Source organism: Pseudomonas sp. S1_E05 (genome assembly GCF_056337105.1).
In genome coordinates this window covers 4,883,026-4,907,565 of record NZ_JBFRHM010000001.1, presented here as the reverse complement: position 1 = coordinate 4,907,565, position 24,540 = coordinate 4,883,026, and the positions used below count along the sequence as shown (strand labels likewise).

Here is a 24,540-nt window from a genome sequence, read left to right as displayed (position 1 = left end):
TGCATGCGTTTGCAACTCATCGCTGTCGCCGCCCTGGCCTTGCTGGCCGGTTGCGCCACACCGCCACCACCGGAGCCTGGTAGCGCTGCCAGCAAGGTCGTGGCCATGGGCAAGCTGAAGAACATCGTGGTGGGCGCCATGCGCGTTGCCCGGGAAAACGGCTTCATGACGGTCAATGCCCAGCTGAGCAACACCAGCTACAACAACAAGACCTTCTACTACCGCTTTGCCTGGCTCGGCCCTGAAGGCTTCCCGATCGGCGAAGAAGAAACCTGGAAAAGCCAGCTGATGTACGGCGAGCAGACCAGCTTCATCCAGGCCATCGCGCCGACACCGAAAGCCGTGGATTTCCGACTGGAAATCAAAACGCCTTAACTCCTTATTCGTACAGTGACAGAGAGCATTCCCATGTTTGCACGCTTTTCCTTCATCGCCGTCATCGCCCTGCTCGCCAGCGGTTGCGCCAACACCTCGCCAACCCTGGGCAGCAAGAACATCAGCTACGGCGACACCAAGGCCGTGGAAACCGTGACCAACGAGTTCGGCTCCACCGACCTGCAGATGATCGCCGAATCCATGACCCGCTCCCTGGCCCAATCCGGGATTTTGCAGGGTCGCCCGGTGGTTCAGGTCTACGACGTGAAGAACAAGACCAGCGAGTACATCGATACCCGCGAAATCACCACCAGCATCAAGACCCAACTGATGAAGTCCGGTACCGCCCGCTTCGCCAGCGACAATACCCAGATGCAGAGCCAGGTCGACCAGTTGAAGCTGCAAAACCAGAGCGGTCTGTACAAGAAGAATACCGTCGCCAAGACCGGCAACATGATCGCTGCCAAATACCGTCTTGAAGGTTCGATCAGCTCGATCGTCAAGCGCAGCAGCGACTACAAGGACGTCTTCTACAAATTCAGCCTGCAATTGATCGACGTTGAAAGTGGCCTGGCTGAATGGATGGACGAAAAAGAGATCCGCAAAACCACGGAGCGTTAATCAATGCGCGCATGGATTGGCATGATGGCCCTGGCTTGCGCGTTCAGCGTGCAAGCGGCCCCGAAAGTCGCAGTGACGGACCTGGCTTACCAGGAGCGTGTGGAGCAATACATCCACATCGTTTCGGCCCAGAACAACTTCCAGGCCAACCGTTACAGCGCCAGTGGGGCCTCGAGTTATAACGAAATCGAGGCCACCAGCAGCTACATCGAACAGGGCGAGTTGCGTAAATTCACCGGCGACATCAAGGGCGAGATCCTGCGTTCCGGAATGTTCCAACTGGTGCAAGGCACGCCCTACACCGCCTCGTCCAAGGGCGATGTGTATGACGTGATCAAGCGGATCAAGGCCGGCAACTTCAAGGGCGCCGACTATGTCCTGTTTGGCACTGTGTCGGACATCGACTTCACCCGGGATGTCACCGAGCTTGCCAATACCGACAGCTACTCGGCAATCCTGGCGTTGACCCTGGTAGCTGATTTCAGCCTGATCAACACGCGCACCTTCGAAATCACCTCGGCCTTTACGGCGATGGGCGAAGGCCAGGACACCAAACTGGTGAACCATCGCGACGTGCGGGTCTCGCTGAACCGTCCACGGGTGGTGCGTGACGTGTCCAAGGCGCTGGGCGAAGACGTGGCCGCGCAGATGAGCGAACAACTCGGTGGTGGCGGTCATGTGCAACCGGGTAAACCCCAGTTGCGCAATAACCTGCCAGCCGATACAGCACCGACGATACTGCGCTAAATGTGCAAACGAAAAAGGCGACCCTGAGGTCGCCTTTTTTGTGCCCGGGCGGTTCACACCGCTGCTTTGCGTAGCGTCGCCATGAACGCAGCGGCGCCGATGAACAGGCCGGCGAAGGTGCGGTTCATGCGCTTTTGCTGCTTGGGCGTGCGCAACAGCCGCAGTACTTTTGACGCCAACCCGGTGTACCCCGCCATGACGACCAGGTCCACGCAGATCATGGTCACTCCGATGATCAGGTACTGAAGCAACAGCGGTGCGTGTGGGTCGATGAACTGCGGCAGTACCGCCAACATGAACACCAGGGCCTTGGGGTTGCTGATGTTCACCAGAAAGCCGCGAAACACCAGGGCCATCGGCTTGCCAATCTGGCGCACCGCAGCGTCATCACTCATGTCGCTGGGCAGCGCGCGCCATTGTTTGATCGCCAGGTAAACCAGATACGCCACACCGAACCATTTGATCGCGTAGAACGCCGTGGCCGATGCCGTCAAAATCGCGCCAACACCGGCGCCGACGATGGCGATCTGCACCGCAAGGCCCAGCTGCAGGCCCAGGGCGTTCCAGTAACCGCGCCAGAACCCGTATTGCAGACCGCTGGACATCGACGCAATGGCGCCAGCGCCGGGGGACAAGCTGATCACCCAGCAGGCGGCAAAAAACGCCAGCCATGTTTGTAGCTCCATCGCACACCTCGACTCAGACTCGTGACAGACGTCTAAGCTAATGCGGCTTTGGGCCCATGACTACCGATTTTTTGCAGAATGTGTCGCCTCCCCCCTGTAGGAGCGAGCATGCTCGCGATGGTCGCCAACGATGACGCTGGCGGCCTGACACCCAGCGGTGCCTGAGCCACCATCGCGAGTAAACTCGCGCCTACAGGTAGCAAATCAGGCAGTGGAAAGCCTATTTCTCAAACCCGGAAACAGGAAACACATCACTCCCGCGCCACCGCCGAACCGAACGCTGGAAGAACAGGCTATTGGGCACCTGCACCATGGCACTGCCCGTCCCCAACTCTTCAGCCTCGATCAACGTGGTGTACAGCAGGTTGATCGCCACGACCCGACCTTTGACGCCAGGCTTGTCGGTGGTGTCTACCAGTTCGACGATGTCACCGATGCGGAACGGCCCCACGGTGAAGATCAGGATCGCGCAGAGCAGGTTGGAGAGCACGCTCCACATGGCGAAAAACGCCACCGCCGCCACCGCGACAAACCCTGACAACGCGGTCCAGAGTACCGTGGCCGATACTCCCAGGCGCTCCAGCACGAAGATCAGCGCACTGCCCATGATCAGCCAGCGAAGACCACCGCGCAGCGGCATGAGCAGTTGTGGTGGAAGCGGATAACGCTCGCCCAGGCGAGTCAGGCATTTGGCGACGAAGCGCTGAGCGACGTAACCGGCCAACAGGATCAGCAGGATTTGCACGACCAACCAGATCGGCTCGATCCAGGTCGCCGGCAGTGGCAACTTGAACGCCTCCATCAGGACAGCGCCTCCAGCTCCGCCTGCATGCTTTCAAGCAGTTCCAGCGCTTGCATCCAGGCTTCTTCCAGCTCCGCTTCACGCACCTTCAGCTTGGCTTGATCCGCCAGCAGGTCACGCAGCTCGTTCTTGCGCGCCGGTTCGTAAATGTCACTGTCGCCAAGACTGGCATCGATCTTCGCCAGTTTCTCGTGGAGCTTGCCCAGCTCGGCTTCGAGCTTGTCAGCTTCGCGCTTGTGCGGGGCCAGTTGCTGACGCAATGCAGCAGCGGCCTGACGTTGGGCCTTCTTGTCAGTCTTGTCCGGGTTGGACGGTGTGTTGCTGACCGGCGCATTGCGTTGGCGGAAGTCGACCAGCCAGCGGGCGTAGTCTTCCAGGTCGCCGTCGAATTCCTCGACCTTGCCGTCCGCCACCAGATAGAAATTATCCGTGGTGCTCTTGAGCAGATGACGATCGTGGGAGACCACCAGTACCGCACCACTGAACTCCTGCAGGGCCATGGTCAGTGCCAGGCGCATCTCCAGGTCCAGGTGGTTGGTTGGTTCGTCGAGCAGCAACAGATTCGGCCGTTCCCAGGCGATCAACGCCAGGGCCAGGCGAGCCTTTTCACCGCCGGAGAAATTCAGCACCGGCTCGTCGATGCGCGCACCACGGAAATCGAAACCGCCGAGGAAGTCGCGCAGGGTCTGCTCGCGCTCGGTGGGTGCCAGACGCTGCAAGTGCAGCAATGGGCTGGCCTTGGAATCCAGGGAGTCGAGCTGATGCTGGGCGAAGTAGCCGACCACGGTGTTCTCGCCGCGGGTCAGTCGACCGGTCAACGGCGACAGCTCACCGGCAAGGTTTTTGATCAGGGTCGATTTACCGGCACCGTTGGGACCGAGCAAACCGATGCGCGCGCCGGGGGTCAGCTGCAGCTTGACCTTCTCCAGCACGGCTTTGTCGCCGTAGCCCAGACGGGCATCGGACAGGTCGATCAAGGGGCTGGAAATCTTCGTCGATTCACGGAACACGAAATCGAACGGCGAATCGACGTGGGCGGCGGACAACTCTTCCATCCGCTCCAGGGCCTTGATCCGGCTCTGCGCCTGGCGGGCCTTTGTGGCCTGGGCCTTGAACCGGGCGATATAGCTTTCCATGTGCGCACGCTGCGCCTGCTGCTTCTCGTAGGCTTGCTGCTGCTGAGCTAGGCGCTCGGCACGGGCACGCTCGAATGCGCTGTAGCCGCCGCGATAGAGGGTGATCTTGCGCTGGTCGACGTGAGCCACGTGGTCGACCACCGCGTCGAGAAAGTCCCGGTCGTGGGAAATCAGCAACAAGGTGCCGGGGTAGCTCTTGAGCCACTCTTCGAGCCAGATGATGGCGTCGAGATCCAGGTGGTTGGTCGGTTCGTCGAGCAACAACAGGTCCGAAGGGCACATCAGTGCTTGCGCCAGGTTCAGGCGCATCCGCCAGCCACCGGAGAAGTCGCCGACTTGACGGTCCATCTGCTCATTGGTGAACCCAAGCCCCGCCAACAACTTGCGGGCACGGGCATCGGCGGTATAGCCGTCGGCGCTGTCGAGTTCCGAGTGCAGGCGTGCCTGGGCGGCCCCATCGTGGGCCGCTTCGGCGGCCGCGAGGTCGCGTTGCACCTGGCGCAGGCGCAGATCGCCATCGAGCACGTAGTCGACCGCCAGGCGTTCGAGCGTGTCGACCTCCTGACGCATGTGGGCGATACGCCAGTCGGCCGGCAGGAAGCAGTCACCCGAGTCCGGATGCAGTTCGCCTCGAAGCAAGGCGAACAGGCTCGATTTGCCGGCGCCGTTGGCACCGATCAGGCCGGCTTTCTGGCCGGCGTGCAGGGTCAGCTCGGCGTCTTCTAGCAGACGTTGCGGGCCACGCTGTAAAGTCAGGTTCTGAAGTCGAATCATAATGGCGGCGGAGTCTACCAGCTTCGCTCGCAACTGGCGCGAGTAGCACTATGTCCTCTGACCTGTGGAGCTTTTCCCTTGGCACCTATGCCCGGCCCGGCGTAGAGACTGCATGCCTGACCTTGCAGTCGCACGGGGTCAATGTGTGCCTCCTGCTGTGCGGCTTGTGGCTGGGGCAACGTGGCGTCGCCTGTAGCGAACAACGACTGCAACAGCTTCGTGAGGTGGGCGAACCCTGGGATAGGGAGGTCGTCGAGCCGCTGCGCGCCTTGCGCACGCAATGGAAAGCCCTCGCCAGTGCAGACGCCGAGCTCAATGCGTTGCGCGAGCAGATCAAGGCGCTCGAGCTGGAAGCTGAACGGCAACTGTTGTTGCGACTGGAGCGATTGGCACAGGACTGGCCACAGGATCAGGCGACTGACGGGTCGGCCTGGCTTGCCGGTGTCGCGGCGAACGCCCAACACCTGGCCCACGACGCGCTGCATCAGCTACGCGTCGCGGCAACCGGCACTTAGGAAGCGCTGGTTGGGGTGGTGCTGGCGCTCGACGGGGCAACAGGTGTTGGCGTCGGGGTAGTGGTTGCGCTGGAAGCTACCGGTGCCGAGGCAACCGAAGCCGAAGGCGTCGTGGTTACTGGCTTGGCAGCAGGTGCCGGGGTCGGCTTGGCAGCGGCGGCCGGTTTTTTCACCGCAGGTTTTGCGGCTGGTTTGGCGGCAGCAGGCTTGGCGGCTGGTTTTGCAGCCGGTTTGGCAGCGGCTGGTTTCGCGGCTGGCTTGGCAGCCGGTTTGGCAGCGGCTGGTTTTGCTGCAGCGGCTGGCTTGGCAGCGGAGGCTGGTTTAGCGGTAGCTGGCTTGGCGGCGGTAGCCGGTTTAGCAGCAGCAGGCTTGGCAGCGGTAGCCGGTTTGGCAGCAGCAGGCTTGGCAGCGGTAGCCGGTTTAGCAGCAGCAGGCTTGGCAGCGGTAGCCGGTTTGGCAGCAGCAGGCTTGGCAGCGGCGGTGCGCGCAGCAGGTTTGGCGGCTGGCTTGGCAGCAGCGGTCTTCGCTACCGGTTTGGCAGCAGGTTTAGCGGCCGCTTTTACTGCTGGCTTGGCAGCGGGTTTAGCCGCGACAGGTTTGGCGGCAGCAGTTCTTGCGACTGGTTTTGCTGCTGGCTTGGCGGCCGGTTTGGCGGTGGCAGATTTAGCCACGGCAGGTTTGGCAGCAGCGGGTTTTGCAGCCGGTTTGGCGGCTGCGGTTTTGACAGCGGCTGTCTTGGCAGCAGGTTTGGCAGCAGCAGTTTTAGCCGCCGGTTTGGCCGCTGCTTTGGCTGCGCTGGCCGCTACGGTTTTTTTCGCCGCAGGCTTGGCGGCCGGCTTGGCCGGTGCTTTTACAGCTACAGGTTTTGCAGCGGCTTTCTTGGCGGGGGCAGCAGCAGGTTTGGCTGAGCGCAGCGACAACGCCTTGCTGACAGCCTCTTGTACGCGACCAATGCCCTGGGCCAGTTTCAGGCTTTCTTGAGCATCGCGCTTGAGTTGCAGAATGTAGCCGCGGGTATCCGACTGACGATCTTTCAAAGCGTCGAGCAAGTCCTCGAGTTCCTTGACCCCGTCCTTGGCTTTGGCTTGTGCCTTGGCTTTACCAGCCGCTGCAGCGTCCTGCAATTTAGTGCGGGATTTGTGCAGTTTTTCCTGCGCCTTGCCGCGCTGTTTTTCCAGTTTGGCGAGCAGTTTTTCCGCATCAGCCAAGGCTTCGGAACAAGCGGTTTCCAGATGCTCGAGCAGGCTGCCCGAGAGTTGTTGAAGTAAGTGCAACGGGGTATTTACGGACTTCTTGGTGGCCGACATGGTTTACCTCCTGGCTGACGTGGGTGCGGCTCATACTAGCCCTCTGCTGCTACCGCCGCTAGGGCATGTTGACAGTATCGAAAGCGTTGCGTTGCAACCGATCGAAAATCTTCTTCGCTTGAGTAAAACAAGTTCACTGTCGCGCGCACTCACACTGGCGTAATCTGCCGCATCTCAGGTCGGAGAGTGACGATGTCGCGCTACCTTTTTTTATCGCTGTGCGTGTTTTTTTCCGCGGCCCACGCCGCCGAAAAAACCAGTGAAACTCAAGCCCACGATCTCGCCTACAGCCTGGGCGCGAGCCTCGGTGAGCGGTTGCGCCTGGAGGCCCCCGAGCTGCAACTTCAGGCCTTGATCGAAGGCTTGCAGCAGGCCTATCAGGGCAAGCCCCTGGCGCTCAAGGACGACCAGATCGAACAGATCCTGACGGAGCACGAAGCGCAAATGGCGTTGCAGCAAAGCGCACCGCAGAGTGAAGCCGCCCTCGAAAAAGAAAAGAAATTTCTCGCCGCGGAAAAAGCCAAACCCGGTGTTCGTGAATTGGCCGACGGTGTCCTGCTCACGGAGCTGGTGCCAGGCGCCGGTGCGAAGGCAGGTCCGAACGGCAAGGTGCAGGTGTTGTATGTCGGCCGTCTTCCGGATGGCACCGTGTTCGATCAGAACAACCAGCCACAATGGTTCAGCCTCGACAGCGTGATCAGCGGTTGGCGTAGCGCCCTGCAAAAAATGCCGGTCGGTGCGAAGTGGCGGCTGGTGATTCCATCGGACCAGGCCTATGGGGCCGACGGCGCCGGCGACTTGATCGAGCCGTTCACACCACTGGTGTTCGAAGTCGAGTTACGCGGCGCCACCAGTTGAACGACAGAAATGAAAAACGGTGCGCAAGGCGCACCGTTTGTTTATATCGCAAGAGGGTTCAGGCCTGGACTGAATCTTCTTCCTTGTGAGCGGTGTGCAGGACTTCGATCAGGCAGTCTTCGAGCTCGAAGCGCTCGTGCAATAGACCGCCCAGTTCCTTGAACTTCTCTGCCACGCATTTACCTGCGTCACACAGATCGTTGAACCCGAGCAGTTTCTCGGTGATGACGTCGATGCGTGGGTAGATCGTCTCGGCCAGTTCGAGTCCACGGGTGTCGCCAAATGCCTTGGCTTCGCCCGTCAGTTGTTCATAGATCTCGAAGTGCCCGGCAGACACGTAATCGACCAGCACGCCGCAGAATTCCTGCAATGGTGTGCGGTTCTCCCCCAGAGCCTCTGGCTTGGCGCCGAGAGCATCATAGGCCCGAACCAGTTCGTGACGCTCCTGCAACCAGCGATCGATCAGCAGATGCACTCCACCCCAGCGTTCCTGAGCATTCTGACAACTTTCGAGCATGGTGATCTCTCTTCCCTTGTGGGTCATGCCACCCTTGGCCGTCTCGCTCTTGAAGGGCGGGATCGGTCAGGCAGCGCGCCATTCGAGCAACATGATTGCGATGACACGTGCGGGCCAGATTATGCCCGCACGCCAATGGCTTCAAGGTACGCAGGAGATAAAGTTCATACAAGTGTTTAATCGCCAGCCAGCACCGAGTGCGACGACTCGCCGCTGAGCGGTCGTTGGCAAGCAATGCGCAGCACGCGCAATAACTGGTAAACGGCCAGGGTGGACATGGCGACGAAGAACAGCAGGCTCCACTCAGGAACGCTCAAATCGAACAGCGTCCAGGAAATGTGCGAGCAATCCGCTGAACCGTTAAACATGAGCGGCATCACGTACATCCAGGGGGTGCTCGCCAGCAGATCCGTCAGGCTGGGAGAGCAGATCGCCAAAGCCTCTTGCGGGTCACCTTGCAACAACACCTGACGCCACGCCGTTGCCGTTCCCGCCAGGCTGCACAGCACGGCCAACAGCCAATAGACAAAAGAGCCCAATCGGCCCGGCCCATGCACCGACGCCAGTAGACAGCACCCTGTGAGCAGAGCCAGACACATCCGCTGCAACACACACATGGCGCAGGGCTGTAGGCCAACGACATATTCCAGGTAATAGGACACGCCCACGGCCAAGGCACCAGCGACGAAAACCATGAAAAACAAGGAGCGTGAGCAGGCCAGTGACATGGCGTTTCCGTACCAATAGAGACAAGTGGTTACGGTAGAGGAAAGCGTGGCAGCCTTTCAAGGCAGCGCAGCAGGGAGACTTCCTCCGCACCTGTAGGCATTTCCCGACAGAATCCAGAGGAAAGGATGTAGCGCTTCGTAGGATTCTTTCTCAGGCTGAAAAAGCCTGCCAAAAATGTACAGATTTGTCGGGTTTGGTTGGCATCATTCACACATTTAAAACCGCCGGCGCTATCGCCGACGATTTTAAATATTGAGCCATCAAGCGTGAGCGGAAACCGGCAGCGGTACCGCCAGCAAACGATCATCCAGAAGGCCAAGGCCTTCCTGGAACAGTTGATTGCTGCCCTCGGTGTCACCCAACTGTGCCAGCAACCGCGCCAGTTCCGCGCAGGCTTCCGGGTTGCGCTGCACGCGCAAACTGCTTTCCAGATAATCGCGCGCCTTGCCCCACAAGCTGTTTTGCAGGCACAAACGCCCCAAGGTCAACAACAGGCTCGGATCGGCGGGATGGTTTTTCAACCAGCCCTCGGCAGTCTGCAACTGGCGCGCCGGATCACTGCCGCGAACCAATCCGTAGAGGCGCGCCAGATGGCTGTCATAGCTGCGCTTGAGCGCCGTTCGCAGAACCTCCTCGGCTTCGACCTGAGCGCCCAGTTGCCGCAGCTGTTCGGCATACGCCACGATCAGTTGCGGTTCCTGGCGTTGCGCCGAGGTGAGTTGCTGCCAAGCGCGATTGAGGGACTGCAAGCCGACCGTGCCGTCCTCTCCACGCTGGGCGGCCAGGGAAAGGTTTTCCCCCCACGCCCGACGCTCCAGCTCAGCGAGCTCGGAGGCCGGCAACACCTTGTCCTTGCGAAGCTCCGGCAACAGGCGGATCACTTGCGACCATTCACCGCGCTGTTGATGCAAACGCTGCAATTGACGCAATACCTGAACGTTATGCGGGTGACGCTCATGCATCGCTTGCAGCGTTGCCAGGGCGCCTTCGGTGTCGCCGCGATCAGTCTGCAACTGAGCATGGTTCAAGGCGATGGCCAGTTCAGCCCGAGGCTGGCGCTCCAGTGCACGCTCCAGCAAGTTATCGCTTTGCTCGTAGAGACCTTGCTCGTTGGCCGCGCGTGCCGCGCCAAGGTAATAAAGCAACGGCTGGCGCTCGGCTTCGGCGGCGCGGTGCAAATGACGCTGCGCGCTGGCCCAGCGACCTTCGGCCAGGTCCAGTTGGCCATGCTCGATGGCAACCTGCACCCGGCGGCTGCGATTGCGCTGCGACCAGGGGTTGACCACACCGCCGGAGGTGAGCACCAATTCGACCAGGGTCTTGATCCCCCAGAACACCAGCCATAACACTGCGATCAGGGCCAGGGTCGCCCACAGGCTCGATTCGAAACGAAAGCTCTTGTAGGCGATCAGCACGTAGCCGGAATGCTCGGCGATCGCCAACCCCAGCGCAGCGGCTGCGGCGATCACCAGGAACACGATCACATAGAGGCGTTTCATGGCGTGGCCTCCTGCGCGGTGTTCGTGACCGGCTTGGCCAGGGGCTTGATCGAGTCTTCGGCGTTGACGTTGCGGCGTTCCAGGTAGGCTTGAACGGCGCTCAGGGTGCCGGTCAGGTCAGGGGTGGCCACCGTGACCGGCTCCTTGCTCAACTCGCTCACCTGCTCGAGCATCACTTTGCTCTGCGGATTATCCGGGTTGAAGTTGCCCTTGAGCACGTCTCGCGCCTCGGCCAGCGCCTGGGTATACACCGGCGCCTGACCGTTGAGCGCCGCCCATTGCGCCTGCTCCAGCGCCAGGCTCAAGGCCAGGCGCACCTGGCTCAGACTCTGGCCGGCCAACAACGGTCGGACATTCTTGTCGGCATTGAAATCGATGCGAATGTAACGGGAAATCTGATCCCACCATTGCGACCAGCGACTGGCGCCATCGCCATCGGCGGTCAGGCCCAGCAACGACTCACCCCGATCCTTGTACTCGGGCGCCAGCTCCGTGAGATTGATCACCTGGTCACGCAATGCACCCAGGCGCAGGAACAGGCCGGTACGATCAGGCTGTTCGGTACTGCGCAGGGCGACCAGGGTTTTCGCTACTTGTTCACGGGCGGCAAACGATCCCGGGTCGTTCTGTTCGCGAAGAATTTCGTCAGCGCCCTGCACCAGCGCCTGTGCGCTGCTGATGTCCTGCAACGCCGAAAGCCGCAAGCTGGCCAGGCGCAGCAAATGTTCGGCCTCGGCCAGGCGCCAGTCCTTGCGACTTGCACCCAGGACGGTTTCCAGACGTTGATTCAAACGCTGCTGATCGCCCTGCAACTGGACCACCAGACGACTGCGCGCATCCAGCTCTTCGGCGGCGGGCATTTGCTCGAGCCGTGCGCTGAGGCGCTGTTCGTTGAGCTTGAGGTTCTGCGCCTGATCGTTCAGCGCCTGCACCTGGCTCAACTGCTGTTGGGTACTGGCTTGCAGGTGACGGACCTGCCACACGCCCCAGCCGCCGACCGCCACACCCGCCGCGCCAAGCAGCAGCGCGACGATTGCCAGGCCATTGCCTCGACGCTGGGGTGCCGCCACAGGGGCGCTTTCAACCGGTGTTTCAACCGACGCATCGAGATCGTTCACTGGCCGGGAGTCTTCTTTAGGCAAGGCAGTTTCGTTCACGTATCCATCCTTTGCATTAGAGGACGGGTCCGGGGTGTTCCCGTAACGCCGCCAGCAAAGCCGCGGCACTGGCGCCGCGGCAATCCACAACTGTTTGGGCCCCGGCGGCACGTGCCAGCTGGGCAACCCTCGGGCTTGGTACAAACAATGGCAGCTGCGCTAATCGTGGCCAGGCAGCGCCGGCTAATTGGTACAGGAGCTCAAAACCCTGTCCACTGCTGACCACCAGCCCGTTCAAGCGTTCCGCGTTGATCCGCTCGGGCAAGGTTGACGGCGCATAGTGCGGCAGGCCACGACGGTACAGCTCCAGATAATCGACACTAGCACCAAGCTCGCGCATACGCTCGGCAAGCAGTTCGCGCCCGCCCTCCCCGCGCATGATCAGCACCCGCGAATCCGGCCGTGCAACAGCTTCGCGCAGCGCGGCCAGTTGCAGCAAGGCTTCGCTGTCATCACCCTCGGGGGGGAAACTGACATTCAAACCATGATGGTCGAGGATCTGCGCCGTTGCCGCGCCCACACTGAACCACTTCGAGCCTGCGGCTTGCTGCCCATATTGCTTGAGCAACTGCACCGCGATTCTGGCGGCAGGTTTACTGACCACGATGATCGCGCAGTAGCGCGCCAACGCCTCAATCACCTGGTGCATTGTGTCAGAAGCCGGAATCGGTTCGATCTCCAAAAGCGGCAGACTGCTGCTGAAAATCCCCGTTTTCGCCAGCTCCTGGCTCAGCGCTGCCGACTCATCCGCAGGACGTGTCAGCAGCAGGCGCCAGCCGTTCACTCGTGACCAGCCTCGCCATAGACCGCTTTGAGAATGTCATTGGCGCCCTGGCTCAGCAGGTCTTCGGCCACTTGGACACCCAGCGCCTGGGCATCGCCACGCGGCGCCCGGGCCTGGGCACTGAGCAACAGACCGCCGTTCGGATCGCCCACCAGGCCGCGCAACCAGACCTGCTCGCCTTCGAGCACGGCGTAGCACGCGATAGGCACCTGGCAGCCGCCATTCAGATGTTTATTCAGGGCTCGCTCGGCCGTCACGCGGGTGGCGGTGTCCTGGTGGTGCAACGGCGCAAGCAGGTCGTGGATTTCGCTGTCGGCGGTGCGACATTCAATACCTACAGCCCCCTGACCACCGGCCGGCAGGCTGTCATCGACGCTGATGGTCGAAGTGATGCGATCTTCGAAGCCCAGGCGGATCAGGCCGGCGGCGGCCAGGATGATGGCGTCGTACTCACCGGCATCCAGCTTGGCCAGGCGCGTGTTGACGTTGCCACGCAGGAAACGGATCTCCAGGTCAGGGCGGCGGGTCAGCAACTGGGCCTGACGACGCAGGCTGGAGGTGCCGACGATGCTGCCCTGAGGCAACGCGTCGAGGCTGGCGTAGGTGTTGGAGACGAACGCATCACGCGGGTCTTCACGCTCGCAGATGCAGAACAGGCCCAGGCCTTGGGGGAAATCCATCGGCACGTCTTTCATGGAGTGCACGGCGATATCGGCTTCGTTTTCCAGCAGCGCGGTTTCCAGCTCCTTGACGAACAGGCCCTTGCCGCCGATTTTCGATAATGGAGAGTCCAGCAGCTTGTCGCCGCGACTGACCATGGGGACCAGCGTCACGAGCAGACCCGGATGGGCCTTCTCCAGACACGCTTTGACGTATTCGGCCTGCCACAGGGCGAGGGCGCTTTTGCGGGTGGCGATGCGGATTTCGCGAGAGGACATGGATCAATCAATCCGTACTGGAAGAGATACGGCGGATAATAACAGCTCAGCCAAATCCACTTTGACTTGTATCAGGTAATACTCGGCCTCCCTGGCCCTGAATGCCCGGTACTCAATGGATAAATTCGCCTGCGCAGGGCGGATTACAGCTGTTGCATCATTTTGCGCACGCCGGCCACATGGCGGCGGCTGACGATCAGGGCATCGCCATTGAGGCCCTTGAGAAACAGTTGGAAATGCCCCAGCGGCGTACGCTGCAAGCGTTCGATGCGGTCGCGAGCGACGAGTGCGTTGCGGTGGATACGCACGAACCGGTCACCGAATTCATCCTCAAGCGCCTTGAGCGGCTCATCGAGCAGCACTTCACCGCTTTCATGGCGCAAGGTCACGTATTTATGGTCGGCAATGAAGTAAACCACCTGCCCCAGCGGGATCAGTTCAATACCCTTGCGGGTACGCGCGCTGATGTGGCTGCGCGGGCCGCTGCCGGACTCGGCGGCAGGACGGGTCAGGGCGGCGAGCTGGACACGATTTGGACGCTCGGCTTTTTTCAACGCATCATGCAATTGTTCTGTACGCACCGGTTTCACCAGATAGCCTACGGCGCTGGCCTGCAAGGCTTCCACGGCAAATTCATCGGACCCTGTGCAAAACACCACGGCTGGCGGGGTTTCGCGTTCGCACAATCGGGCAGCCACCTGCAGGCCATCGAGGCCCGGCATGCCGATATCAAGCAATACGATATCCGGCTTGTGGCTGTCGATCAGTGCCAACGCTTCTTCGCCATTCGTGGCGCTGGGCTCCAGGACACTGTATCCCTCGAGTTCGCCAACCATTCGGCTCAGGCGCTCGCGGGCAAGGGGGTCGTCGTCAACGATCAGGACATTCATATTGCGCTGGATTCCTGCGTGAGTCTCGCAAAAGGATAGCGTAGACAGGTGAAGTGACGTCCGTCACCGCGATCCACGCTAAGACTAGCGCGAGGGCCAAAAAGTGCCGCCGGGCGGACGGCTAAATTTTCATCTGCCGGGTAATTGGCGGCCCAGGCCCGCATTGGCGAGGCATCGCCACAGGGTTTGCTGATACGCAATATGAACACCCCCTCTTCTTATGTAGTCAGCAGGCGCACCCAGAAGTGCATTGTTCCTACTGTCCAACTGTAGACGGTTGCAGGCACGTTATTGCTCAATTGAAAAATATCGTTGCGCATTTCCTGTCGCGGGGAGTCGCCTGCGGCGCGACACGGCAAAAACCTGTCGACCAGCGTCAACGACAGGATTGGCAACCCTGTTATTATTCGCGACAGTTTTAACGCCATCTTTATTCCAGCCGATACGAGCGAATTCATGAGCACTGACAAGACCAATCAGTCCTGGGGCGGCCGCTTCAGTGAACCCGTCGACGCCTTCGTCGCCCGCTTCACCGCCTCCGTCACCTTCGACCAGCGCCTGTATCGCCACGACATCATGGGCTCGATCGCCCACGCCACCATGTTGGCCAAGGTCGGCGTGCTGACCGATGCCGAGCGCGACAGCATCATCGACGGCCTGAAAACCATTCAGAGCGAAATCGAGGCCGGCCAGTTCGACTGGCGCATCGACCTCGAAGACGTGCACATGAACATCGAGGCGCGCCTGACCGACCGCATCGGCGTCACGGGCAAAAAACTGCACACTGGCCGCAGCCGCAATGACCAGGTCGCCACCGACATCCGCCTGTGGCTGCGCGACGAAATCGACCTGATCCTGGGCGAGATCACGCGCCTGCAAAAAGGTTTGCTGGAGCAGGCCGAGCGCGAAGCCGACAGCATCATGCCAGGCTTCACCCACCTGCAAACCGCACAGCCGGTGACCTTCGGGCACCACATGCTGGCCTGGTTCGAAATGCTCAGCCGCGACTACGAGCGCCTGGTGGACTGCCGCAAGCGCGCCAACCGCATGCCCCTGGGCAGCGCCGCGCTGGCCGGCACCACCTACCCGATCGACCGCGAATACACCGCGCAGCTGCTGGGTTTCGAAGCCGTGGGCGGCAACTCGCTGGACAACGTGTCGGATCGTGACTTCGCCATCGAGTTCTGCTCGGCGGCAAGCATCGCGATGATGCACCTGTCGCGCTTCTCCGAAGAGCTGGTGCTGTGGACCAGCGCGCAATTCCAGTTCATCGACCTGCCGGACCGCTTCTGCACCGGCAGCTCGATCATGCCGCAAAAGAAAAACCCGGACGTGCCGGAGCTGGTACGCGGCAAGACCGGCCGCGTGTTTGGCGCACTGATGGGCCTGCTGACCCTGATGAAAGGCCAGCCGCTGGCCTACAACAAGGACAACCAGGAAGACAAGGAACCGCTATTCGACGCCGCCGACACCCTGCGCGATTCGCTCCGTGCCTTCGCCGACATGATTCCGGCGATCAAGCCCAAGCACGCCATCATGCGCGAAGCGGCCCTGCGCGGGTTCTCCACCGCCACCGACCTCGCCGACTACCTGGTGCGCCGTGGCCTGCCGTTCCGTGATTGCCACGAAATTGTCGGCCATGCCGTGAAGTACGGCGTAGACACCGGCAAGGATCTGGCAGAAATGAGCTTGGAAGAACTGCGCAAGTTCAGCGACCAGATTGATCAGGACGTTTTCGCCGTCCTGACCCTGGAAGGTTCGGTCAACGCCCGTAATCACATCGGCGGTACCGCGCCGGCGCAGGTGAAGGCTGCCGTGGTACGCGGCCAGGCGTTGCTCGCTGGCCGGTAAAAGCCCAAAAGCCAAAAGCATCGCGGGCACGCCTGCTCCCACAGGGATCTCATGAACACTGGGGATCAATTGTGGGAGCGGGCTTGCCCGCGATGACAGCCTCGAATTCGCTACAAATCTACTTCTTGCTCGCCACCATCGCCATGAACGCCGGCATAGCCGCCTCCCGATCCGCCGCCACCCGCTGAACATTCGGGTTCTGCTCCAGACGCTCAAGCAGCGCCTTGGCCGCTGGCAATTGCGCCAGCAGATCCATGTCGAACAGCTTTTTCGCCACCCCACAGGCCAGCGGCACGCTGTACAGGAAGTACAGATCCGCCACGCTCAAGCTCTCGCCCACAACATAGGGGCTGAATTTGCCATGACGTCCCAGTGAGGCGATCCCCAGCAGCAACTCGGCCTTGGCCTTTTCCTTGATCGCCTCCGGCAGACTCATGCCAAAGAATGCCTCGGCGTAACAGGCACGCGCGGGCAGTTCGATGTACAGCTCGATTTCCCTGGCCAGCGCCAGTACCTGGGCCCGCTCAAAAGGTTCGACAGGCAGCAATGGCTTGCCCTTTTGGGTTTGCTCGATGTATTCGAGGATGACCGACGTCTCGTTGATGAACCCCTGCTCCACACGCAACACCGGCACCTTGCCGCGTGGGCTGATGGCCAACGCTTCACGCTCCTGACCGCCATAGAATGGCACTTCCTTGAAAGGCAGGTCTTTTTCCAGCAGCGCCAGCTTCACCATGTTGTAGTAGTTACTGACGGAAAATCCATAAAGCTCGAGCATCACAAAGCCTCCAGGCCGTGCGGGGTGGGCAGTGCTTGTTTATAGAACGCTCGAGGCGTTCTCGCCAGCAGCATCACCGCACTGAATACAGGTAAACTGCCCGCCTGAACTTGAGGAGCCTGCCATGAGCGAGCCAACAGATATCGACACCGACGAAGAAGAATTCACCGAGAACACCCTGATCGAAGCGATCGAGAACCAGATCGAAAGCGACAACCCGCCCGCCGCCAAGGCCACCTTCAACAAATTGACCCTGGTGGGCTACGAGCGCGAAGAAATCCTCAACCTTATGGCCCACGTCCTGGCGGTAGAAATCGACGCGATCCTCGAAGAAGACCGCGCATTCAACACCCAATGGTACGAAGCTGCACTGCGCGCCTTGCCCGAATTGCCCCCGGAAAAACAGTGATTTCACAGTCCCTGTAGGAGCAGCCGGTCGACGCTCGATTGCTCGCGAGGCGGTAGGTCAGCCGACATCACCTCAAGCTGACACACCGCCTCGCGAGCAAGCTCGCTCCTACAGTGAGAAAGACATGGATTTGCACTGGACATGCCGCACAAGCAGGTTCACCTTAGGGACGCTGTCGTCCAATTCCTAGAAAGTCTGGAGTCCCTATGTCGCTTACGCCTGAATTGGTTGCCGAACTGGAAATCCTTGCCCTCTTCAACCTGGACAGTTCCCAGGAAGGTTTGAAAATTCATCAAACCGCTGCCCCAAAAGCTATCGCTGCCGCTCAACGCCTGTATGAGAAAGAACTGATCGACCAGCCCGACGGCGGTTACCTGACCAGTCTTGGCCGCGACGCCGCACAAAGCGTGCAAACGGTGCTGACTATTCTGAAAACGTCGGAAACGGCCTGATCACCAGCGTATAGCCCACGGAAAACCCATCCCCGGGATTTCCGCGGGCACACTCCATTGCTTGCCGCGCAACAGAAATCTGACGTCAAAAACAAAATCCACTTAAACGTCCCGCCGCTGGAAGGCTAAACTGCGCTTCATCCCGAGACATGATGTCCGAGTCCCTGCGAGCCGGTTTGAGCTGACATGACCCGCACCCATGAAATCCGCCCCGATCTGGACGAAGGCATCGACCGCAAGGTGCTCAGCCAGCTGCGTGCGCGCTTTTTAAAGCTAAATGAAGGTCGCATGGCCCGCGCCATGGAGGGTCTGTCCACCCGCCAGCAGAGCGTTCTGACCCTGTTGCCGCTGTTTTTCCACGTTAATCATCCCCTGCTGCCGGGTTACGTCTCGGGCAGTACCCCCGCCGGGCTGTCCAATTTTGAGCCCGATGCCGACGTGCTGGCCGAAGCCCAGCGCCTGACCCGCTCGTTTTCCTACAAGCCACGCCACGGCAGCAATCCACCCCGTCCGATCCATGGCCTGTTCCTGATGGGCAGTCTCGGCACCCTCGCCCAGGCCGATCAGAGCGACATGGACTTCTGGGTCTGCCACGCGCCAGACCTGACGGAGCAAGCGCTCGCCGAACTGCGCAAAAAGTGCCAGCTGCTGGAAATATGGGCCGCGAGCCAGGGCGCCGAGGCGCATTTCTTTTTGATCGAACCGGCCCGATTCGTGCTCGGCGAGCGCGATACGCAGTTGAGTTCGGAAGACTGCGGCACCACCCAGCACTATCTGCTGCTGGACGAGTTCTACCGCACCGCCATTTGGCTGGCCGGGCGTACACCCATCTGGTGGCTGGTACCGGTTTACGAAGAGGCCAGCTACGACCGCTATACCCATACGTTGCTATCCAAACGTTTTATCCGCGCCGACGAATCCCTTGATCTGGGGCATCTGGCCTACATCCCGCCGGGCGAATTCATCGGCGCCGGGCTCTGGCAGCTGTTCAAGGGCATCGAGTCGCCCTACAAGTCAGTGCTCAAACTGCTGCTGACCGAGGTCTACGCCAGCGAGCATCCGAGGGTTCAGTGCCTGAGCCTGCGTTACAAGCAGGCGGTGTTCGCCAATCGCCTGGATCTCGACGAGCTGGACCCCTACATGATGGTCTACCGGCGCATCGAGGAATACCTCATCGGCCGCGGCGAAACCGAGCGTCTCGAACTGGTTCGGCGAGCGCTGTACCTGAAGGTCAACCGTAAACTCACCGGCAGCAGCCGCAGCCAAAGCTGGCAGCGTTCGCTACTGGAACGCCTGGCCCACGAATGGCATTGGGATCATCGCCAACTCGTGCTGCTCGACAGCCGCAGCCAGTGGAAAGTCCGCCAGGTGAGCGCCGAACGCCGCGCGCTGGTTAACGAACTCAATTACAGCTATCGCTTCCTGACCGACTTTGCTCGCAGCGAACAAACCGTGAGCTTGATCAACAAGCGCGACCTCAACGTGCTGGGGCGACGTCTGTACGCGGCGTTCGAGCGGAAGGCGGACAAAGTCGAATTCATCAACCCAGGCATTGCTCCCGACCTGGCCGAAGACACCCTGACGCTGGTGCACTCGCCTAACAAGGCCGAATCGGTGCAAACCTACTGGGGCCTCTACAACGGCAGCCTGACCGCGCTCGAATGGGAGCATTTCGCGCCGATCAAACGCAGCCGTCATCTGCTTGAGTTATTGAGTTGGTGCCACCGCAACGGCGTGATCGACAGCAGCACGCGCCTGGCCCTGCATCCTGGCGAGAGCGACCTGAGTGAGTTCGAACTGTTCAACCTGCTCGGCAGCTTGCAGCAGAGCATCGCGCTGCCCTTGACCACGGTTGCCGAGGAACCGCTGCTGCGTGCCAGTGTGCCGAGCGAGGTGCTGATCCTGGTGAACGTCGGCGTTGACCCGCTCAAGCACCATCGCGACCTGAACATCCTGATGACCACGGAGCGCACTGACTCCCTGAGTTATGCCGGAGTCCGTGAGAACCTGGTGCTGACCCTGGATCAGGTCACGCTCAACAGTTGGAACGAAGTACTGGTCAGCCGATTTGACGGGGCTCACGCCTTGCTCGACTGCCTGCGGGACTACCTGAACAATCTGCCGGACGGCCCGCATCAGCCCAGATTACGCGTGCGATGCTTCTGTCATAACCGCGCGCAGTTCATCGCCCGCCGAGTCGAAGAGGTATTCGACACCGCGCAGACCCTGCTGCTGAGCAAACTCAATCATCGCTACCTGATTCAGGTGCAGCAGCATTATCACGTGCTGGAACTGTTGCCCGGCCAGGTCACTCACGTGGCCCATGCCACGCTGCCGGCGCTGTTCGACTACCTGGGTGAAGGACTCGCGAGCTACAGCCCGCTGCACCTGGACCCGATGGCCCTGGAAGATCACGACCTGGCACTGGTCCTGCCCATGGGCCAACCTGCGTGCATTCAGGTTTTTTTCCGCATTCAGGACAATCAGGCCGATTTGTACGTGCTGGATGAATTCAACGCCTTGTGGCAGCAGCGCCTGCCCTACCACGACGAACAAAGCCTGCTGGTGCCGCTGCAACGCTTCCTGCAATCGATCCAGTACCGTCGCGATACCTTGCTGCCAATGGATGCAGACCAGCCGGGCCTCGACATACTGTATTACCAACTGTTGCCTTCCGGCCCCGGACGCGCCCGGCGGGTCGAAGTACGACCAGCGCCGCAAACCCCGGCGGCCAAGCCGTTCTACGACGTGCAGGCCATTGTCGGCAAAGCCGCGCCCGGTGAGGTGCAGGTTACGTTGTACTGCAATCAGCGGGAGTTTTCGGAGCTGGAACATGGCGAACAGCTGTTCAGCGTAGTCGCGCGACAGATTGTCGAGCAGCGTCGCGAAACCGAGCGTTACCGCTGCTACATCACCGACCTGGACCTGTCGGGCCTGATCGGGGATGACCAGAGTTCAAGCAATTTGTATCTGCGCTACAAGGCCGACCTGGAGCGCGCCTTGAACGACGCACTTGAATTGCTTTGAAACATTATTCCGGGAAGGCGCCGCCATTGGCAGGCTGAAATTCGACTTCCAGCAGGGTCAGCTTCAGGGTTTTGCCACCCGGAGCCGGCCAATCGATGTGCTGCCCGACCTTCAGCCCAAGCAACGCGCTGCCCACGGGCGCCAGAATCGAAATCCGGCCTTCGTCGGCATTGGCATCCTTGGGGTAGACAAGGGTCAGGTGATAATCCTTGCCACTGCCTTCTTCACGGCAATGCACGCGGGAATTCATGGTCACGACATCGGCAGGCACTTCATCGTGGCCGACCAGGGTCTCGGCGCGATCCAGTTCGGTTTGCAACGCAATAACGCCCGGAAGGTTCTCGTCCAGGCTTTCGATCAGGCGCTCCAAACGTTGAACGTCCAGTCGGGTAAGGGTGATGGAAGGTGCGGTCATGATCAGGGCAGACTCCTTTCTTCTGCACGAAAAAAGCAAAACCCCGCCAGAAACAGGCGGGGTTTTCACAAGCCTCGATGAGTTGAGGCGTATCCGGACACTATCACAGCTCAAAAAATATACAAGCCAGGGGCGTTTGCCTCTGTAGGAGCGAGCATGCTCGCGATGGTCGTGAACGATAACGCTGGCATTCAGACATCCCGCGTCATCGTTGACCACCATCGCGAGCGTGCTCGCTCCTACAGAGGCGGGGTTTGCTTGCGCTGGTCAGCCTGCTCGCAAATGACCCGACGGCGGGCATCATCGGCCGAGCGCCATTCGCGAATGTCTTCGACATGGCGAAAACAGCCGAGGCAGACTTTGTGTTCGTCCAGCCGGCACACGCCACTGCACGGCGAAGGCACTGCGGGACTGACGTTGCTGTAGAGCGGCTTGGGCGGACGAACAGGTGCCGGCTGGGTCACGAACTCACAGACCTTCGAAGTCGAATTCGGCACCGGCTTGCTGCTGGACGATGCGTTCCAGCATCTCGCCCAACTGCTCTTCGCTCTTGTCGCACATCCAGCGCTCGCTTTCTTCGTCGTAGTCGAAGTGGAAACCACCCGACACAGCGGCCAGCCACAGCTGGCGCAGGGGTTCCTGGCGGCTGAAGATCAACTGGCTGCCGTTTTCGAACTTGACGGTCAGCACACCGGCCGAGCTCTCCAGGTCGATATCCATATCGCTGTCGTCAAAGATGTCTTCCAGGGTTTGCTGGGTGGCATCGACCAGATCGTGGAAACGCGCTTCGGACAAACTCATTACGGCAACCTCAAAAAGTATCTGATCAGACTCAAGCGCCGCAAGATACGACCGAGCCCCGCCGAATGCAAACCTGTGGCAATGGGTATAGACCAACCCCCGCCGGACGGGAGCCCCGCCGCATAGGCAATCTGCCGGGTGGCCGGTATACTCCGGCGCAATTAATGCATTTTCAAGGATTTCGCCATGAAGCGCCTGATCTCTTCCTTTGCTGCGCTCACCTCGATCGTCGCTTTTGCTTGCCTTGTGTCGGCCTGCGGTCAAAAAGGCCCGCTGTACCTGCCAGACGAGAACCAGGACCCTGCCGAACAGGCGCAGTCCTCGCAGAAGCAGCCATCCAAAGCACACAAGCACGACGTCTACCAATAAGGGAACGCCATGGACGCTTTTAACTACCGTGGCGGCGAGCTGTTCGCGGAAGGGGTTGCCCTGTCCGCCATCGCCGAACGCTTTGGCACGCCGACTTACGTCTACTCCCGCGCCCACATCGAGGCGCAATACCTGGCCTATGCCGATGCGCTGGAAGGCGTGCCGCACCTGGTCTGCTTCGCGGTCAAGGCTAACTCCAACCTGGGCGTGCTGAATGTCCTGGCCCGATTGGGTGCCGGTTTCGACATCGTTTCCCGTGGTGAGCTGGAACGGGTACTGGCCGCTGGTGGCAGCGCTGACAAGATCGTGTTCTCCGGCGTCGGCAAGACCCGTGACGACATGCGTCGCGCCCTGGAAGTAGGCGTTCATTGCTTTAACGTCGAATCCACCGATGAGTTGGAACGCCTGCAAGTGGTTGCCGCCGAGCTGGGCGTTCGCGCGCCAATTTCACTGCGCGTGAACCCGGACGTCGACGCCGGCACCCACCCGTACATTTCCACGGGTCTCAAGGAAAACAAGTTCGGCATCGCCATCGCCGACGCCGAAGACGTGTACGTCCGTGCCGCGCAGTTGCCCAACCTGGAAGTGGTCGGTGTCGACTGCCACATCGGTTCGCAACTGACCAGCCTGCCACCGTTCCTTGACGCCCTCGACCGCCTGCTGGGCCTGGTTGATCGCCTGAGCGACTGCGGCATCTACTTGCGCCACATCGACCTCGGTGGCGGCGTCGGCGTGCGGTATCGCGATGAAGAGCCGCCACAGGTGGCTGACTACATCAAGGCCGTGCGCGAACGCCTCGACGGTCGCGACCTGGCGCTGGTTTTCGAACCGGGCCGCTTTATCGTCGCCAACGCCGGCGTGCTGCTGACCCAGGTCGAATACCTCAAGCACACCGAGCACAAGGATTTCGCCATCGTCGATGCGGCCATGAACGACTTGATCCGTCCGGCGCTGTACCAGGCCTGGATGAACGTCACCGCTGTGCGCCCACGCGATACTTCGGCGCGCACCTACGACATCGTCGGGCCGATCTGCGAGACCGGCGACTTCCTGGCCAAGGAGCGTGAGCTGGCCCTGGAAGAAGGTGATCTGCTGGCCGTTCATTCGGCCGGTGCCTACGGGTTTGTCATGAGTTCCAACTACAACACGCGCGGCCGTACCGCCGAAGTGTTGGTGGACGGTGATCAGGCGTTCGAAGTGCGTCGCCGTGAAACGGTAGCCGAGTTGTTCGCTGGCGAAAGCCTGCTGCCGGAGTAAAACCATGCTGCTGCGTTTTACCAAGATGCACGGCCTGGGCAATGACTTCATGGTTCTCGACCTGGTCAGCCAGCACGCCCACATCCAGCCCAAACACGCCAAGCAATGGGGTGATCGGCACACCGGCATCGGTTTCGACCAGTTGCTGATCGTCGAAGCACCGAGCAATCCGGACGTGGACTTCCGTTATCGGATTTTCAACTCCGACGGCTCCGAGGTGGAACAGTGCGGCAACGGTGCGCGCTGTTTCGCCCGTTTTGTGCTCGACAAGCGCCTGACCGCCAAACGGCAGATTCGCGTCGAGACCAAAAGCGGCATCATCGAGCTGGATGTGCGCAACGACGGTCAGATCAGCGTCGACATGGGTGCGCCGCGCCTGGTGCCGGCTGATATCCCGTTTGTCGCCGACCACGAGGCATCCAGCTACTCGCTCGACGTCGACGGCCAGACAGTCGACCTTGCAGCCGTGTCGATGGGCAATCCCCACGCCGTGCTGCGAGTCACCGACATCAACGCTGCACCGGTGCATGAGCTGGGGCCGAAAATTGAACATCACCCGCGCTTCCCGGCGCGGGTCAATGTCGGTTTCCTCCAGGTCATCGACCGCAACCGCGCGCAACTGCGCGTCTGGGAACGCGGCGCTGGGGAAACCCAGGCCTGCGGCACCGGCGCTTGCGCGGCAGCGGTAGCCGCCATCAGTCAGGGGTGGATGGATTCGCCGCTATTGATCGACCTGCCCGGCGGGCGTCTGTCCATTGAATGGGCAGGCCCGGGCCAACCAGTCCTGATGACCGGCCCGGCAGTGCGAGTCTACGAAGGACAAGTGCGTCTTTGAGCGAGCTAAAA

Annotated in this window: 26 protein-coding genes and 2 pseudogenes; 12 read left to right on the top strand and 16 right to left on the bottom strand. The window is 60.7% G+C overall.

Going from position 1 to position 24,540, the window contains the following annotated elements:
• Positions 1-3: 3 nt before the first annotated feature.
• Genes AB4N33_RS22630 through AB4N33_RS22620 form a run of 3 tightly spaced genes read left to right on the top strand, consistent with a single transcriptional unit; the run spans position 4 to position 1,743 of the window.
• A complete protein-coding gene (locus AB4N33_RS22630) occupies positions 4-375 on the top strand; it encodes a YcfL family putative periplasmic lipoprotein (RefSeq protein ID WP_460119786.1) in 372 nt (123 codons plus the stop codon).
• 33 nt (positions 376-408) lie between these two features.
• Positions 409-996, top strand: a complete 588-nt coding sequence (lpoB, locus tag AB4N33_RS22625) for a penicillin-binding protein activator LpoB (protein WP_368556016.1) — start codon at positions 409-411, stop codon at positions 994-996.
• A 3-nt stretch (positions 997-999) separates the two neighbouring features.
• The gene (locus AB4N33_RS22620; RefSeq protein ID WP_460140677.1) at positions 1,000-1,743 is read left to right on the top strand and encodes a penicillin-binding protein activator LpoB; all 744 of its coding nucleotides are present in this window, start codon (positions 1,000-1,002) and stop codon (positions 1,741-1,743) included.
• 53 nt (positions 1,744-1,796) lie between these two features.
• On the opposite strand, the gene rhtB is transcribed toward AB4N33_RS22620, so the two are convergent.
• The 3 genes from rhtB to AB4N33_RS22605 form a co-directional block, all read right to left on the bottom strand.
• Positions 1,797-2,429 carry a homoserine/homoserine lactone efflux protein gene (rhtB, locus tag AB4N33_RS22615; protein ID WP_460119782.1) on the bottom strand — a complete coding sequence of 211 codons (633 nt, stop codon included), beginning with the start codon at positions 2,427-2,429 and terminating at the stop codon, positions 1,797-1,799.
• Positions 2,430-2,649: 220 nt separating this feature from the next.
• Positions 2,650-3,231, bottom strand: coding sequence for a mechanosensitive ion channel domain-containing protein (locus tag AB4N33_RS22610; protein WP_460119780.1), 582 nt, complete (start codon positions 3,229-3,231; stop codon positions 2,650-2,652).
• On the bottom strand, positions 3,231-5,141 hold the full coding sequence (locus AB4N33_RS22605; protein ID WP_460119778.1) for an ATP-binding cassette domain-containing protein: 1,911 nt from the start codon (positions 5,139-5,141) through the stop codon (positions 3,231-3,233). The genes AB4N33_RS22610 and AB4N33_RS22605 overlap by 1 nt, the downstream gene beginning before the upstream one ends.
• Before the next feature lie 50 nt (positions 5,142-5,191).
• Between AB4N33_RS22605 and AB4N33_RS22600 the strand changes: the two genes are divergently transcribed.
• On the top strand, positions 5,192-5,656 hold the full coding sequence (locus AB4N33_RS22600) for a TIGR02444 family protein (RefSeq protein WP_476458273.1): 465 nt from the start codon (positions 5,192-5,194) through the stop codon (positions 5,654-5,656).
• A 347-nt stretch (positions 5,657-6,003) separates the two neighbouring features.
• On the opposite strand, the pseudogene AB4N33_RS22595 reads toward AB4N33_RS22600, so the two are convergent.
• Positions 6,004-6,963: pseudogene (locus AB4N33_RS22595) on the bottom strand (AlgP family protein); the annotation flags it as partial.
• A gap of 192 nt (positions 6,964-7,155) precedes the next feature.
• Between AB4N33_RS22595 and AB4N33_RS22590 the strand changes: the two are divergent.
• Positions 7,156-7,821, top strand: a complete 666-nt coding sequence (locus AB4N33_RS22590) for an FKBP-type peptidyl-prolyl cis-trans isomerase (protein WP_476458272.1) — start codon at positions 7,156-7,158, stop codon at positions 7,819-7,821.
• Between the two features lie 58 nt (positions 7,822-7,879).
• On the opposite strand, the gene rsd is transcribed toward AB4N33_RS22590, so the two are convergent.
• The 8 genes and pseudogenes from rsd to AB4N33_RS22550 all read right to left on the bottom strand — a co-directional run.
• Positions 7,880-8,338, bottom strand: a complete 459-nt coding sequence (gene rsd, locus AB4N33_RS22585; protein ID WP_460119770.1) for a sigma D regulator — start codon at positions 8,336-8,338, stop codon at positions 7,880-7,882.
• A gap of 176 nt (positions 8,339-8,514) precedes the next feature.
• On the bottom strand, positions 8,515-9,066 hold the full coding sequence (locus AB4N33_RS22580) for a disulfide bond formation protein B (protein ID WP_476458271.1): 552 nt from the start codon (positions 9,064-9,066) through the stop codon (positions 8,515-8,517).
• Positions 9,067-9,327: 261 nt separating this feature from the next.
• Entirely contained in the window at positions 9,328-10,566 is a 1,239-nt protein-coding gene (locus AB4N33_RS22575) for a heme biosynthesis HemY N-terminal domain-containing protein (RefSeq protein WP_476458270.1), read from the bottom strand.
• Entirely contained in the window at positions 10,563-11,723 is a 1,161-nt protein-coding gene (locus AB4N33_RS22570; RefSeq protein ID WP_460119766.1) for a uroporphyrinogen-III C-methyltransferase, read from the bottom strand. The genes AB4N33_RS22575 and AB4N33_RS22570 overlap by 4 nt, the downstream gene beginning before the upstream one ends.
• 16 nt (positions 11,724-11,739) lie before the next feature.
• Positions 11,740-12,507 (bottom strand): uroporphyrinogen-III synthase, encoded by a 768-nt coding sequence (locus AB4N33_RS22565; RefSeq protein ID WP_476458269.1) that lies wholly within the window; start codon positions 12,505-12,507, stop codon positions 11,740-11,742.
• Positions 12,504-13,445 (bottom strand): hydroxymethylbilane synthase, encoded by a 942-nt coding sequence (hemC, locus tag AB4N33_RS22560; RefSeq protein WP_460119762.1) that lies wholly within the window; start codon positions 13,443-13,445, stop codon positions 12,504-12,506. The genes AB4N33_RS22565 and hemC overlap by 4 nt, the downstream gene beginning before the upstream one ends.
• A gap of 143 nt (positions 13,446-13,588) precedes the next feature.
• Positions 13,589-14,335: a LytR/AlgR family response regulator transcription factor gene (locus tag AB4N33_RS22555; RefSeq protein ID WP_460119760.1), complete on the bottom strand. Its 747-nt coding sequence runs from the start codon at positions 14,333-14,335 to the stop codon at positions 13,589-13,591.
• Positions 14,332-14,451 (bottom strand): annotated as a pseudogene (locus AB4N33_RS22550) (sensor histidine kinase); the annotation flags it as partial. The gene AB4N33_RS22555 and the pseudogene AB4N33_RS22550, both read right to left, overlap by 4 nt.
• A 340-nt stretch (positions 14,452-14,791) precedes the next feature.
• Between AB4N33_RS22550 and argH the strand changes: the two are divergent.
• A complete protein-coding gene (argH, locus tag AB4N33_RS22545) occupies positions 14,792-16,186 on the top strand; it encodes an argininosuccinate lyase (protein ID WP_460119758.1) in 1,395 nt (464 codons plus the stop codon).
• A 118-nt stretch (positions 16,187-16,304) separates the two neighbouring features.
• Here argH and AB4N33_RS22540 read toward each other — a convergent pair whose 3' ends face one another.
• Positions 16,305-16,964 carry a glutathione S-transferase family protein gene (locus AB4N33_RS22540; RefSeq protein WP_460119756.1) on the bottom strand — a complete coding sequence of 220 codons (660 nt, stop codon included), beginning with the start codon at positions 16,962-16,964 and terminating at the stop codon, positions 16,305-16,307.
• Between the two features lie 124 nt (positions 16,965-17,088).
• On the opposite strand from AB4N33_RS22540, the gene AB4N33_RS22535 reads away from it, so the two are divergent.
• From AB4N33_RS22535 to AB4N33_RS22525, 3 genes are all read left to right on the top strand, one after another.
• Positions 17,089-17,373 carry a hypothetical protein gene (locus tag AB4N33_RS22535; protein WP_460119754.1) on the top strand — a complete coding sequence of 95 codons (285 nt, stop codon included), beginning with the start codon at positions 17,089-17,091 and terminating at the stop codon, positions 17,371-17,373.
• Positions 17,374-17,579: 206 nt separating this feature from the next.
• Positions 17,580-17,825: a TIGR02647 family protein gene (locus AB4N33_RS22530; protein ID WP_460119752.1), complete on the top strand. Its 246-nt coding sequence runs from the start codon at positions 17,580-17,582 to the stop codon at positions 17,823-17,825.
• Between the two features lie 186 nt (positions 17,826-18,011).
• Entirely contained in the window at positions 18,012-20,852 is a 2,841-nt protein-coding gene (locus AB4N33_RS22525) for a class I adenylate cyclase (protein WP_476458268.1), read from the top strand.
• A gap of 4 nt (positions 20,853-20,856) precedes the next feature.
• Here AB4N33_RS22525 and rnk read toward each other — a convergent pair whose 3' ends face one another.
• The 3 genes from rnk to cyaY all read right to left on the bottom strand — a co-directional run bounded on the left by rnk (position 20,857) and on the right by cyaY (position 22,068).
• Entirely contained in the window at positions 20,857-21,267 is a 411-nt protein-coding gene (gene rnk / locus AB4N33_RS22520) for a nucleoside diphosphate kinase regulator (RefSeq protein ID WP_460119748.1), read from the bottom strand.
• 239 nt (positions 21,268-21,506) lie between these two features.
• Positions 21,507-21,731: a DUF1289 domain-containing protein gene (locus AB4N33_RS22515; RefSeq protein ID WP_460140671.1), complete on the bottom strand. Its 225-nt coding sequence runs from the start codon at positions 21,729-21,731 to the stop codon at positions 21,507-21,509.
• A 4-nt stretch (positions 21,732-21,735) separates the two neighbouring features.
• The gene (cyaY, locus tag AB4N33_RS22510) at positions 21,736-22,068 is read right to left on the bottom strand and encodes an iron donor protein CyaY (protein ID WP_460119744.1); all 333 of its coding nucleotides are present in this window, start codon (positions 22,066-22,068) and stop codon (positions 21,736-21,738) included.
• Between the two features lie 186 nt (positions 22,069-22,254).
• Here cyaY and lptM point away from each other — a divergent pair, with 186 nt between their 5' ends.
• From lptM to dapF, 3 genes are read left to right on the top strand one after another with little or no spacing between them, the layout of a single operon-like run.
• Positions 22,255-22,437, top strand: a complete 183-nt coding sequence (lptM, locus tag AB4N33_RS22505; RefSeq protein WP_368556046.1) for an LPS translocon maturation chaperone LptM — start codon at positions 22,255-22,257, stop codon at positions 22,435-22,437.
• A 9-nt stretch (positions 22,438-22,446) separates the two neighbouring features.
• Positions 22,447-23,694, top strand: a complete 1,248-nt coding sequence (gene lysA / locus AB4N33_RS22500; RefSeq protein ID WP_460119742.1) for a diaminopimelate decarboxylase — start codon at positions 22,447-22,449, stop codon at positions 23,692-23,694.
• A 4-nt stretch (positions 23,695-23,698) separates the two neighbouring features.
• Positions 23,699-24,529 carry a diaminopimelate epimerase gene (gene dapF, locus AB4N33_RS22495; protein ID WP_476458267.1) on the top strand — a complete coding sequence of 277 codons (831 nt, stop codon included), beginning with the start codon at positions 23,699-23,701 and terminating at the stop codon, positions 24,527-24,529.
• Positions 24,530-24,540 lie beyond the last annotated feature (11 nt).